This is a genomic window from Mesorhizobium sp. Root157, assembly GCF_001427385.1.
In the GTDB taxonomy this organism is placed as follows: domain Bacteria; phylum Pseudomonadota; class Alphaproteobacteria; order Rhizobiales; family Rhizobiaceae; genus Mesorhizobium.
In genome coordinates this window covers 115,867-128,717 of sequence record NZ_LMGJ01000033.1, presented here as the reverse complement: position 1 = coordinate 128,717, position 12,851 = coordinate 115,867, and the positions used below count along the sequence as shown (strand labels likewise).

Annotated in this window: 12 protein-coding genes; 4 read left to right on the top strand and 8 right to left on the bottom strand. The window is 61.5% G+C overall.

From position 1 onward, the window contains the following. Positions 1 to 14: 14 nt before the first annotated feature. From ASD64_RS14795 to ASD64_RS14765, 7 genes are all read right to left on the bottom strand, one after another. Positions 15 to 743, bottom strand: a complete 729-nt coding sequence (locus ASD64_RS14795; RefSeq protein ID WP_056106332.1) for an ABC transporter ATP-binding protein — start codon at positions 741 to 743, stop codon at positions 15 to 17. Beyond that, on the bottom strand, positions 743 to 2,380 hold the full coding sequence (locus ASD64_RS14790; protein ID WP_056106329.1) for an ATP-binding cassette domain-containing protein: 1,638 nt from the start codon (positions 2,378 to 2,380) through the stop codon (positions 743 to 745). Before ASD64_RS14790 ends, ASD64_RS14795 begins: the two co-directional genes overlap by 1 nt. After that, on the bottom strand, positions 2,380 to 3,852 hold the full coding sequence (livM, locus tag ASD64_RS14785; protein ID WP_413813611.1) for a high-affinity branched-chain amino acid ABC transporter permease LivM: 1,473 nt from the start codon (positions 3,850 to 3,852) through the stop codon (positions 2,380 to 2,382). Before livM ends, ASD64_RS14790 begins: the two co-directional genes overlap by 1 nt. Before the next feature lie 100 nt (positions 3,853 to 3,952). After that, positions 3,953 to 4,855 (bottom strand): branched-chain amino acid ABC transporter permease, encoded by a 903-nt coding sequence (locus tag ASD64_RS14780; protein ID WP_056106322.1) that lies wholly within the window; start codon positions 4,853 to 4,855, stop codon positions 3,953 to 3,955. A gap of 345 nt (positions 4,856 to 5,200) precedes the next feature. Continuing rightward, positions 5,201 to 6,202, bottom strand: coding sequence for a 4-hydroxyproline epimerase (locus tag ASD64_RS14775; RefSeq protein ID WP_056106319.1), 1,002 nt, complete (start codon positions 6,200 to 6,202; stop codon positions 5,201 to 5,203). Positions 6,203 to 6,215: 13 nt separating this feature from the next. Continuing rightward, entirely contained in the window at positions 6,216 to 7,478 is a 1,263-nt protein-coding gene (locus tag ASD64_RS14770; RefSeq protein ID WP_056106317.1) for an NAD(P)/FAD-dependent oxidoreductase, read from the bottom strand. A gap of 58 nt (positions 7,479 to 7,536) precedes the next feature. After that, complete coding sequence (locus ASD64_RS14765; protein WP_056106314.1) at positions 7,537 to 8,430, bottom strand: dihydrodipicolinate synthase family protein; 894 nt, start codon at positions 8,428 to 8,430, stop codon at positions 7,537 to 7,539. 101 nt (positions 8,431 to 8,531) lie between these two features. Between ASD64_RS14765 and ASD64_RS14760 the strand changes: the two genes are divergently transcribed. After that, on the top strand, positions 8,532 to 9,191 hold the full coding sequence (locus tag ASD64_RS14760) for a GntR family transcriptional regulator (protein WP_056106624.1): 660 nt from the start codon (positions 8,532 to 8,534) through the stop codon (positions 9,189 to 9,191). 163 nt (positions 9,192 to 9,354) lie between these two features. Here ASD64_RS14760 and ASD64_RS14755 read toward each other — a convergent pair whose 3' ends face one another. Further along, positions 9,355 to 10,851, bottom strand: a complete 1,497-nt coding sequence (locus ASD64_RS14755; protein WP_056106622.1) for a CoA-acylating methylmalonate-semialdehyde dehydrogenase — start codon at positions 10,849 to 10,851, stop codon at positions 9,355 to 9,357. A 139-nt stretch (positions 10,852 to 10,990) separates the two neighbouring features. On the opposite strand from ASD64_RS14755, the gene ASD64_RS14750 reads away from it, so the two are divergent. The 3 genes from ASD64_RS14750 to ASD64_RS14740 all read left to right on the top strand — a co-directional run bounded on the left by ASD64_RS14750 (position 10,991) and on the right by ASD64_RS14740 (position 12,841). Continuing rightward, positions 10,991 to 11,872 (top strand): LysR family transcriptional regulator, encoded by an 882-nt coding sequence (locus ASD64_RS14750; RefSeq protein WP_056106620.1) that lies wholly within the window; start codon positions 10,991 to 10,993, stop codon positions 11,870 to 11,872. A 71-nt stretch (positions 11,873 to 11,943) separates the two neighbouring features. Next, positions 11,944 to 12,411, top strand: coding sequence for a hypothetical protein (locus ASD64_RS14745; protein ID WP_056106311.1), 468 nt, complete (start codon positions 11,944 to 11,946; stop codon positions 12,409 to 12,411). Positions 12,412 to 12,523: 112 nt separating this feature from the next. Further along, positions 12,524 to 12,841: a hypothetical protein gene (locus ASD64_RS14740; protein WP_156460169.1), complete on the top strand. Its 318-nt coding sequence runs from the start codon at positions 12,524 to 12,526 to the stop codon at positions 12,839 to 12,841. Positions 12,842 to 12,851: the final 10 nt, after the last annotated feature.

Sequence of the window (12,851 nt, the reverse complement as noted above, 5' to 3'; positions counted from 1 at the left end):
TGATTCCTCCAGGTTCAGTGCCGGCCGCCTTCGAGATAGGCGGCGCGCACTTCCGGGTCTGCCAACAGGTCCTTGCCGGTGCCGCTCATGGTCACGTTGCCGTTGACCATGACGTAACCGCGTGTGGCGAGCTTTAGGGCACCGAATGCGTTCTGCTCGACGAGGAATACTGTCAGTCCCTGCGTACGGTTGAGTTCTCTGATGGCATCGAAGATCTGCTTGACGATGAGCGGTGCGAGCCCGAGCGACGGCTCGTCGAGCAGGAGCAGCTTGGGCCTTGCCATCAAGGCACGGCCGATCGACAGCATCTGCTGTTCGCCGCCTGACAAGGTGCCGCCACGCTGGCCAATACGTTCCTTCAGGCGCGGGAACAGGGTGAACACCTTTTCCACGTCCTCGTCGTAATATTTGAGGTTGTCGAGGCTCGCGCCCATCTGCAGGTTTTCCATCACCGTCATGCGCGGAAAAATCCGGCGCCCTTCCGGCGACTGCGCGATACGCATGCGCGCGATCTCGTGCGTGGGCATTTGGGTGATGTTGGTGCCGGCAAAGGTGATCGTGCCGGCGCGCGCCCGCGGCGATCCGAAGATGGTCATCATCAGCGTCGACTTGCCGGCGCCGTTGGCGCCGATCAAGGCGACGATCTCGCCTTCGTTGACGGACACATCGACGCCGTTCAGCGCTTTGATGTTGCCGTAGAACGTCTGGACGCCCTTTATGTCGAGCAGCGGTGCGTTGGCCATTATTTGCGTCCCCCGCGCTTGGCTGCCGCATCGGATGCGGCCTTCTTGGACAGAGCTTTTGCTTGGCCGACCCAATCTTCGCGAGCAATACGACCGTCAAAAGCAAGATAGGCTTCCGCCGCCTGGATATCGGCTTTTTTCCACGCTGCGATCTGATCGAAGTGGAAGATGCCGTGCTCGTTAAGCTTCCTCAGATTGACCGGGCCGATTCCGTTGATGGCCAGAAGATCGTCGGGCCTGCCGCCGCGCGGAGCGGCCAGGCGGTTGGAAATCACCTTCGCCGCAGGGCTTGCGGCGGGCTTTGCCGCAGCCTTGGCAACCGGCTTTTTCACGGCCGTTGCTGCCGGCTTGCCGACTTTTGCCTTCGGCGCCTCAGCCTTGGGTGCCGGTTTGGGCGCGGCCTTGGCCGCCACAGTCTTGACGGTTGCGGGCTTGGCAGCCGCAGGCTTGACCGTTGCCTGTACCGGCTTCGCCTTGGTTGCCGGTGCGGCTTCTTTTGCTACGGGTGCCTTGACCGCTGAGGCCTTGGGCTGGGTGACGGGCGCGGCCTTCACCGCTACCGGTTTTGCCTGCGCCACTTTTGCCGCCGCAGCCTTTGGCGTTACAACAGTCTTTGTCTTCGCCGCCGGCTTTACCTGCGCCGCCTTCGAGGCTCCCTTTTCGACAGTAACGCGTTCGCCATTGCCGTGGACGACGGTATCGCTGACCGGCCCGGCCAGCATTGACGCAGAGGCGCTGGGACCGTGGTCCGCATCTGGGCCCGTATCCAGTTCTTCGATGACGTTTTCGTCGCCAACCTGGGTCAGAACGTCTTCGACTTCTTCGTCGTCGACGCCGAGATAGGCTGCGATGACGCGCGGATCGGTTCTCACCGACGTCGGATCGCCATCGGAAATCTTGCGCCCATATTCGAGCACGACGATGTGGTCGGAGATTTCCATGACGACTGACATGTCGTGCTCGATGAGCAGAATGGATGTACCGGTGTTCGTCTTGATGTCGTTGAGCAGGCTGTTGAGCGCCAGCGATTCCTTCGGATTGAGGCCGGCAGCCGGTTCGTCGAGGCAAAGCAACTCGGGGTCGGTGCACATGGCGCGGGCAATCTCGAGCCGTCGCTGGGCACCATAGGGCAGGTCACCGGCCGGATCATCGGCGCGGTCGACCAGTTCGGCTTTCTCCAGCCAGTACTTGGCCTTCTCGACCGATTCCGCCGAGGCCTGGCGATAGCCGCCAATGCCCAGCAAGCCCAGGATCGTATAGCCCGAGGCTTTCATCAGCTTGTTGTGCTGGGCCACGAGAAGGTTTTCCAGAACGGTCATGCCGGAGAAAAGCCGGATGTTCTGGAAGGTTCTGGCAACCTTGGCCTTGGCCGTGATCTGGAAGTCCGGCATCCGTTCGAGCAGGAATTCGCCGCCGGCCTTGCCCGTAAAACGGATCATGCCTTCAGTCGGCTTGTAGAAGCCGGTGATGCAGTTGAACACCGTGGTCTTGCCGGCGCCGTTCGGGCCGATCAACGCGGTGATCTCGCCGCGCCGGGCGTCGAAGGACAGGTCGCCGATGGCGACCAGCCCGCCGAACTTCATCGACAGATGCTCCACCTGGAGGATGGGGCTGGTTGAATCTGTACTCAAGGTCATCAGCCGTGTCCTTCCTTAGTGAATTCACCTGACACAGCTTTTCGCTCCTTGAGGAAGGCCGTTGGCTCTCGACTGCCGACAAATCCGCGCGGCTTCCACACCATGACGATGACCATGGCAACGCCGAACAGCAGCATGCGATAGAGTTCGGGGGTAAAGTCCGGTCCGAAGATCATCTTCAGGAACTGCATCTCGCGCAGGATCTCGGTGCCGCCGATCATGACCACGGAGGCCACTGCGATACCGCCGAGCGATCCCATGCCGCCGAGCACGACGATGGCCAGAATGATGGCCGATTCCAGGAAGATGAAGGATTCGGGGCTGACGAAGCCTTGGCGCGCGGCAAAGAACGAGCCGGCGAAGCCGCCGAACATGGCGCCCGTCGCAAAGGCGGTAAGCTTGGTCGTTGTCGTATTGATGCCGAGCGAGCGGCAGGCGATCTCGTCCTCGCGCAGCGCTTCCCAGGCACGGCCCACCGGCATCGAGCGCAGCCTGACGGTGACGAAGGCTGTCAGCACGCACAGCGCCAGAATGAGGTAGTAGAGGAATATCTTGTAGTAGGCGCCCGACTGGGCGATGCCGAACACCTTGGCGACGTAGTTGGGATCGGACACGTTGAAGGAGATCAACCCGAAGAAGCTGATCTTGGGCACGCCCGAGATGCCGGCGGCGCCATTGGTGACTTCGCGCCAGTTGATCAGCACAAGACGGATGATCTCGCCGAATGCAAGCGTGACAATGGCGAGATAGTCGCCGCGCAGGCGCAGCACCGGAAAACCAAGGATGACGCCCCACAACGCCGCCATGGCGCCGGCGGCAGGCAGCAGGATCCAGAACGACCAGCCGAAATGCGTGCCGAGCAGGGCGTAGGAATAGGCGCCGACTGCGTAGAAGGCGACGTAGCCGAGATCGAGGAGCCCGGCCAGGCCGACGACGATGTTCAGGCCCCAGGCCAGCATCACGTAGATGAGGATCTGGATGCCGAAATTGTCGACCCACTTCAACGAGCCCTGGAAGCCGAACAACGCGACCATGGCGACCGGGTAGATGACCAGGAGGGTGAAGCCGATCGAATAGGAATGCGCGCCGATGAAGCGGCGGTAGTAGAAGATGGCCCAGGCGATGACATAGACGATGGCAAAGCCGCGCACCATGCCGACATAGACGCCCCAATACGGTCCGACAGCGGCCTGAATGTCATTGCCGACGGCGAGAAGAACCGCCGCCGTGACTGCGCCGATAATAAGGTTGCGCTTGCTGAAGAAACGCTTTGCGATGGTGGTGGGCAGCAGGCCCGACTTCGCGTCGACGACTTTTTGCTCGGCCAGGAACGGTGCGATATAGATCACATGAACGAAGCGGCCGATCGCCGTCAGCGCCACCACGGCGGCGAGCAAGCCCCAGCGCGGCACGAGAATGAGTTCGTTGTGGATATTCTGGTCGGTCTTCAGCCCGATCAGAAGAACGAACATGAAAAAGGCGATAAGGCTCGCGTAGAACGCTTCCCGAAGACCCTTCGCGATGTTGTTTTCGCCGCCGGCGACTTTGCTTGATTCAGCCAGAGCCATCGGATCAGACCTTTTCGACTTCTGGCCGGCCAAGGATGCCGGATGGCAGGAAAATCAGCACGATGGCGAGGATCGAGAAGGCCGCCACGTCCTTGTAGTCGATGGAGAAGTAGGCGGACCAGATGCTCTCGATGAAGCCGATGGCAAGCCCGCCGATGACGGCGCCGGGGATCGAGCCGATGCCGCCCAGCACGGCCGCGGTGAAGGCTTTCACGCCCGGCACGAAGCCGTCCGAGAAGACCACGACGCCATAGTACATGAGAAAGAGCGTACCGGCGACGGCAGCAAGCGACGCGCCGATGATGAAGGTGATGGAGATGGTGCGGTCCACGTTGACGCCGAGCAGCGCCGCCATCTTCTGGTCCTGCTCGCAGGCCCGCTGGGCGCGGCCGAGTGCCGTCTTGTTGACCACGTACCAGAAGATCGCCAGCAGAATTGCGGTGACCAGAACGATGACGATCTGCTTCAGGGAAATGCTGATGCCGTAGACGTCGTAGACTTTGCTGATCATCGGCGGGATCGGCTTGTTGCGCGGACCCTGGGTGACCTGCACGAAGTTCGACAAGGCGATCGACATGCCGATAGCGGTGATCAGGGGCGCCAGCCGGAACGAGCCGCGCAGCGGCCGGTAGGCGGCCTTCTCGATGACCCAGTTGTAAAGGCTCACCAGCAGCATGGATACGACCATCATGATCAAAAGGGCGATGACCACAGGCACTGAATAAAAGAGCGCTCCAAGGATCAAAAACACGATCAGCGCCACAAAAGCACCGACCATGAAGATGTCGCCATGGGCGAAATTGATCATGCCGATGATGCCGTAGACCATCGTATAGCCGATCGCGATCAGGCCATAGATAGACCCCAGCGTCAGCCCATTAATAAGCTGCTGGATGAAATATTGCATGTCTAAGCGGCTCCCCTGGAATGTCGCCTTTGACAGCGCATTCCTTCTCTTATTTCCCCTAGTCCTAAAGTTTCAAGCTCGGATTGCAACTCCAAATTTCATGTCACGCGTGCGACTTCGAAGGTGCTTCCGGGCATCCATCGCGAGGTGCAACTGGTTGCTGGACTGCGGCGGAACCTATCATTGGCACAACGCAATGTCATTGATGATTCCGAACGTTTACCGGCTCTCTTTCGAAGGAAACTCCGGATGTCGATCGCAACTTGATGGATTTTTGCACAAGTGTGGATAATCAAGATTAGTCGTTTTTGCCGCCTGCATGGCCGTTTCCTTGCATCGGATGGATTATTTGACGCTGAAGCCGTGAGCGAACGGATCGCGGTCATCAATGAATATCGTGTTCAACCCGGTCATGCGGGCCCAGCCGCCGATCGAGGGGATGATCGCCGGCTTGCCGGCTACCTCAACCTTCTTTTCGACCCTGCCCTTGAACAGGGAGCCGATGATCGATTCATGGATGAAATCGTCGCCTTCCTTCAATTTGCCCTTGGCGTGCAACTGGGCCATGCGCGCCGAAGTGCCAGTGCCGCACGGTGAGCGGTCGATGGCTTTGTCGCCATAGAAGACGGCGTTGCGGGCATGCGCTTCCGGGTGGGTCGGCGCGCCTGTCCAAAGCATGTGCGTGAGCCGGTCGATGCCGGGATTTTCTGGATGAACGAAGGTGTATTTCTCGTTGAGGCGCTGGCGCACCACCGGGCTCCAGGCAACGAGATCGCCGGCTGTATGGTCGGCCATGTCGCGGAAATTCTTCTGCGGATCGACGATGGCGTAGAAATTGCCGCCATAGGCCACGTCGACCTTGATCTCTCCCAGCACCGGGCACTCGACCGTCAGCCCCTCGGCATAGAGGAAGGATGGCACATTGGTAATGCGTACTTCCTCGACATGCTCGCCCACCTGCCTGTATTCGGCCGTCACCAGGCCGGCCGGCGTGTCGAGGCGCAGCATGCCCGGCGTCTTCGGCTTGATCAGGCCGTGTTCGATGCCCATCGTCACCGTGCCGATGGTGCCGTGGCCGCACATGGGCAGGCAACCCGACGTCTCTATGAACAGGATGGCGATGTCGCAGTCGTCGCGTGTCGGCGGGTAGAGGATGGAGCCCGACATCATGTCGTGGCCACGCGGTTCGAACATCAGCCCGGTGCGGATCCAGTCGTATTCGGCGAGGAAATGCGCACGCCGCTCCATCATAGTGGAGCCCTGAAGGCGCGGACCGCCGCCGGCGACGAGGCGAACCGGATTGCCGCAGGTATGGCCGTCGATACAGAAGAAGGAGTGACGCGCCATAGTCCTGTCCTTGTCAGAAGCGGTTTGGAGAGAAAGGGGAAAGGTCGATGGCCGGAGCCTTCCCCAGGATGAGGTCGCGCACAAGCCCTCCGGTTGCGGCGGCCTGGGTAAGGCCGAGATGGCCATGCCCGAAAGCGTAGACGATACCCTGCGCGCCGGGCGCCTTGCCGATGGCTGGCAGCGAGTCGGGCAGGGACGGGCGGTAGCCCATCCATTCGCGGCCGTCGCTGGCATCGAGACCGGGCAGGAACCGCCCGGCCTTGGCAAGCAGTGCTTTCGAACGCGCGTAGTTGGGCGGCCGCTCGATGCCGCCAAGTTCAACAGCACCACCGATGCGCAAGCCTGTCGAAAGTGGCGTGATGACGAAACCATGGCCGGAGAAAATAAGCTGGCGCTTCACATCGAAAGCTGAGGACGGAAGCGTCGTGTTGTAGCCGCGTTCGGTTTCTAGCGGGAAACGGTCACCGATCGTCTTCGCCAGCAGATGCGACCATGCGCCGGCGGCAATAATGATTTGTGTCGCCATCCTGCGGCTGCCGTCGGCAAGTTTGAGGCTTGTGCCATCGGCGCTTGCCTCGATGCTGTCGACTCCAGCCTGCTCAAAGCGTGCGCCAAGTCCTGCAGCATAAGCCCATAGCGCCTTGCCAAGCTGTTTCGGATCGCTCACCGTTTTCCACCCCGGCACGAAGGTGCCCTTGGTGAAGCGCGGCGACAGCCCCGGTTGCAACTCGGCCAGATGCGTTCCTTCGACATGCCGGTAGCCGATGCCGAAACGGTCGCGCGCGGCCCAGCCGGGTAGAGAGGCGTGGAATTCGGCCTCACTCTCGTAGAGTTCGAGCGAGCCATCCTCATGCAACATGTGGCGTGTGCCGGAACGCTGCATCAGGCCGGACCACTCGGTCTCGGCAAGTTTCATCATGCTTGCCTGGGCGGCGAGGGCTGTCTCATATTTGTCCGGGGCGCCGGCACGCCAGAAACGCCATAGCCATGGCGCCAGCTTCGGCAGGTATGCTGGCGGGATGGAGAGCGGTCCCAGCGGATCGGCCACCCATTTTGGTAAATTGCGCATCATGCCCTTCTGGGCCAACGGCAACACGTCGGAAAAGGCGAAGGCGGCGGCGTTGCCGGAACTCGTCTCCTCGCAGATGCCGGTCCGGTCGAAGAGGGTGACCGGGCGGCCGGTCTCCGCCAGACAGGCCGCCGCACAAATGCCGATGATGCCGCCACCGACGATGGCGATTTCCGAGGTGATGTCGTCACCCAGACCGCCATTCATCGATCGCACTCACCGAAAGATGTGAGGGGCATGAAGGAATTACCTCAAACCGAATGCCTCAGAATTTCGGCAGCGCAGGGCGCGCGGCCAGAGCATCCTTGACGATCTTTTCCGCCGCCTTGCGGCGCTCGCCCGACAGCGGCTGGCGCGGCATGCGCACGCGGTCGTTCGTACCGATCGCATGGACCTCCACAAGTTTGATATTCTGGACCAGATAGGTCGACACGTCGAGGTCGAGCAACGGGCGGAACCAGCGATAGATGGCCAGCGCCTCGTCCCGGCGGCCCTGCTTCATCAACTGGTAGATCGCAACCGTTTCGCGCGGGAATGCCACGACCAGTCCGGCAACCCAGCCGATGGCTCCCACCGACAGCGCCTCGAAGGCGAGATTGTCGACGCCGGTGAACAGGTCGAAGCGGTCGCCGAAGCGGTTGATGATTTCCGTCGAGCGGCGAATGTCGTCGGACGATTCCTTGATGGCGACGAAGCGCTTGTCCTTGGCCAGTTCTTCCATGTCGTCGACACTGACATCGACACGGTAGGCAACCCTGTTCGAATAGATCATCACCGGCAGGTCGCCTGCAGCGGCGACAGCCTTCAGCGCATCCACCGTCTCCTTGGGATTGGTGTGGTAGATCGGGCTTGGCACCACCATCAGGCCATCGGCCCCTTCCTTGGCGGCACGCTTGGCTATGCTGGCCGCCTCGCGGGTGCCGGCGGTGTTGATGGTCAGCAGGACCGGCTTCTTGCCGGCGACCTTGCGGGCGAGGCCCAGCACTTCGAACTGTTCGTCGACAGAAAGCATCGGACCTTCGCCAAGCGAGCCGCAAGCGACGATACCGTCGCAGCCTGCATCCATCTGGAGCCCGAAGCAGCGTTCCATCTCGGCGTGGTCGAGGCGGTCATCCTCGGTGAACTTGGTTGTGACGGCGGGGAATATTCCAGACCACATTTGCTCGCTCCATCTGATATATCACATGCATATCTTGAGCAAACGAGGCTGTCAATCCAAATCTGAGTGTGATATATCATAAGCATATCAAGGAGAAATATGTGACTACGACGGAAGAAAGCACCGGTTCCGAACCGGCGGCCTCAAAGGCCTATCATGCCCTTGAGCGGATGATCGTCACCCTGGAATTGTCACCCGGCAGTTTCGTCACCGAAGGGTCGATCATCGAGAAACTCGGGCTGGGGCGCACTCCGGTGCGCGAGGCGATCCAGCGGCTGGCCTGGGAGGGCTTGCTTGAGGTCAGGCCTCGCGCCGGTATCGCCATCGCCGCCCTTCATGCCGGTGACTGGCTGCGCGTCATCGATGCGCGCCGCGGCGTCGAGATCGTTCTTGCCCGCTCTGCCGCCCGCTTTGTCACACGAGAGGCGGCGGATCGGTTCCATGCCGCAGCACTGTCCATGCAGAAGGCCGTAATTACCGGCGACGTTCTGGCATTCCTGGCCGCCGACAAGGCGATGGACGAGGCGCTGGCGCTGGCCGCCGACAACGTCTTTGCCGCACGCGTCGCCGCTCCCTTGCAATCGCACAGCCGCCGCTTCTGGTATCGCTTCCGGGCAGATACCGGGCTGGCGGATTCGGCCGCGCATCATGTCGCGCTGATCCAGTCGATACTGGACGCAGATGAGGAGGCCGCTTCGGCAAATGCGGACCGGCTCATGAGCCTGCTGCGCTCTCTGGCGGAGTCCGCGGCGACACGTTGAAAAGGCGGTATGGTGCTGCGGCTGCCCAAAAGAAAAGCGGGACGGCCATAGCCATCCCGCTTTGATGCGAATCTAGTGCGGAGTGATCTTGAGTGTCACTTCATCATTGGCCCGCGCGCCCGCAGCCGAAGGCGAGGATCCGCAAGCGAAAAGACGTCAGGTGTCACTTCATCGTCGGCATGGCGAATTCGGCACCCTCTTTCACCCCTGACGGCCAACGCGAGGTCACCGTCTTGGTCTTGGTGTAGAAGCGCACCGAATCCGGGCCGTACTGGTTGAGGTCGCCGAAGCCAGACTTCTTCCAGCCGCCGAAGGTGTAGTAGGAAACCGGCACCGGGATCGGCACGTTGATGCCGACCATGCCGACCTGGACGCGGGCTGCAAATTCACGCGCAGCATCGCCGTCGCGGGTGAAGATGGCGACGCCATTGCCGTATTCATGCTCGGATGGCAGCCGCACCGCTTCTTCGAAATCGTGCGCGCGAACGACCGAGAGCACCGGGCCGAAGATTTCTTCCTTGTAGATGCGCATGTCCGACGTCACGTTGTCGAATAGGCAGCCGCCCATGTAGAAGCCGTCTTCATAGCCCTGCATCTTGAAGCCGCGCCCGTCGACGGCAAGCTTGGCGCCTTCCTTGACGCCGATCTCGACATAGTTCTTCACGCGCTCAAGCGCTGCCTTGGTGACCAGCGGGCCGAAATCGGCTGCCGGATCGGTCGAAGGGCCGATCTTCAGGTTCTCGACACGCGGGATCAGCTTTTCCATCAACCTGTCGGCGGTTGCCTGGCCGACGGGAACGGCAACCGAAACCGCCATGCAACGCTCGCCTGCTGCGCCATAACCTGCGCCGATCAGCGCATCGACCGTCTGGTCGAGGTCGGCGTCGGGCATGATGATCATGTGGTTCTTGGCGCCGCCGAAGCACTGCACGCGCTTGCCGTTGGCGCAGCCGCGCGAATAGATGTACTGCGCGATGGAGGAGGAGCCGACGAAGCCGATGGCCGAAATATCCTCATGGTCGAGGATGGCGTCGACCACTTCCTTGTCGCCATTGACGACGTTGAGGATGCCTGCCGGCAATCCGGCCTCCAGCATCAGTTCGGCAAGCTTCATCGGTACGCCCGGATCGCGTTCCGAGGGCTTGAGGATGAAGGCGTTGCCGCAGGCGATGGCCGGTGCGAACTTCCACATCGGGATCATGGCGGGGAAGTTGAATGGCGTGATGCCGGCGACCACGCCGAGCGGCTGGCGGATCGAATAGAGGTCGATGCCGGGGCCGGCGCCTTCCGTGTATTCGCCCTTCATCAGGTGCGGAATGCCAAGCGCGAACTCGACGACTTCGACGCCGCGCAGGATGTCGCCCTTGGCGTCGGGAATGGTCTTGCCATGCTCGCGGGCCAGCAACTCGGCAAGCGCGTCATTGTCGCGCGCCACCAGTTCGAGGAACTTCATGAATATGCGCGCCCGGCGCTGCGGGTTGGTTGCCGCCCAGGCCGGCTGTGCTGCCTTGGCGTTGGCGACGGCGGCGTCGAGTTCGGCCTTCGAGCCGAGCGCCACCTTGGCGCGCACCGTGCCGTCGAGCGGCTGGAAGACGTCCTGCTCGCGCCCGGAGGTGCTCTTGACGTTCTTGCCGCCGATAAAGTGACCGTAGTGATCCATCATATCGCTCCCTGAAATCTCGATGCTGCATTGTCGGCTTTCGCGGCGCTGATGGCAACGTGAGCGGAAACGCAACCGTTGTGCATGAAGTGTAGAGCATTCTTGCATTGAACATTATTTTCTGCATATGGATGCGCATATGAATTGGGATGATGTCCGCGTTTTTCTGGCTGTCGCCCGTGCCGGGCAAATCCTCGGCGCGGCAAAGCGACTGGAACTCAACCACGCCACTGTTTCGCGCCGGATCGCGACGCTGGAGGAAGCGCTGCGGGCGAAGCTGTTCAGGCGCCTCACCACCGGCAGCGAACTGACGCCGGCCGGCCAGCGCTTCCTCGAAATCGCCGAGCGGATGGAAGCCGACGTGATCGCCGCACGCTCCGCCGTGGCGGGTGAGGGCGACGACATTTCCGGCACGGTGCGCATCGGCGCGCCGGATGGATTCGGCGTTGCGTTTCTTGCCAGGCATCTTGGCGAACTTACCGCGCAGCATCGGGAACTGACGATCCAGCTCGTGCCGGTGCCACGCTCGTTTTCGCTGTCGCGGCGCGAGGCCGATATCGTGATTACGGTCGAGCGGCCGACGGAAGGACGGCTTGTGGCCGGCAAGCTGGTTGATTACTCGCTCGGCCTGTTCGCCTCGCGATCCTATGCCGAAGCGCACGGCTTGCCCAAGTCCGCAGCCGAACTTTCGGGCCATACGCTGATCGGCTATGTGCCGGACCTGATCGTTAGCCCCTCGCTCGACTACGAGGCCGAATTCAGCGCCGACTGGCGCTCGGCCTTCGCCATTTCGTCGGCGCTCGGCCAGGCGGAAGCGGTGCGCTCCGGCGCCGGCATCGGCATTTTGCACACTTTCGTCGCCCGCTCGATGCCGGAACTGGTGCCGGTCGAGATCATCGCGCCCATCCGCCGCGCCTACTGGCTGGTCTATCACGAGACGGTCAGGCCGTTGCGCCGGGTGCAGACGGTGGCGAGCTTCATTACCAAGGCCGTCGAGCGGGAACGGGCCTTGTTCCTGTAATTGATGCCGCTTGGGGCTCGCAGTTCCGCTCTGACGCGGCAATAGTTGCAGTTCACTCGAGGAGGCACTTCGTGAAATCGACCGTTCTTTTCACCGCCGGATTGCTCATGGCCGCTTCCGCTGCCACGGCCGAGGATCTGTCCTGGTTCGTTTTGCCGGCGGAGGGACCGGGAGCCACTCTGGCATATGGGACGCCGGATAGCGGCTACGCGCCGATATCGTTTCGCTGCGACGGGAACGGCGACACGCTTGCGGTGACGGTCGAGCACGAACCCGTCAACGCGGCAGACGGGGTGGGGGTCGAGGTTCTGTTCTCGGCCGGCGATATCGAAGTGCCGGTTGCAACGACCGGCACCCGGCTTGAAATGGACGACCTGTTCATTCTCGAAGGTGAAACCTCGCTCGATCCTCGTTTCCAGGATCTGATCACCTCGGCTGGACCGCTGGTCATGACCATCGAAGACGGTGCTGAGGAATATCCTCTCGACGGTGCCCGCGAAGCCGCCCTCGAGTTCTTTGCGGCCTGCAAGGCAGGATAACCCGCCTGAAGCTTCAGCGGGCAGCTTCGAAATTAAATCTTGATTGTTTTTATCTACTTTAATATGCAGGCTCTGCAAACCCGCAATCGCCGGATGTAGGAGCCTTCGAACCTTGTCGAACATGATGGAGATCGAACGTCGCCACGAAGAGGCCCAGGCCCATATTCGCGCGACGATCATGACCGAATTCTGCCATGTCATGAGCCGCAGCGGCTTGCCGCCTATGGCGGTCATGCGGCTTGCCGCACAGGCGGTCGGCTCGATCTATCGCGAGATTGCGGAAACCCACTCCGGCCCGAACGCCTGCCCTTGCAACTGGTCTCCGAACGAACGGACCGACATCGATGTCCTGTGCACGGCGCTGATGGCGGCGATCCGCTTCAAGCCGGTTCAGGATTTGCGGGCGATGAGGCCGGCAGGATCGGCCTGACCGGTCTTTT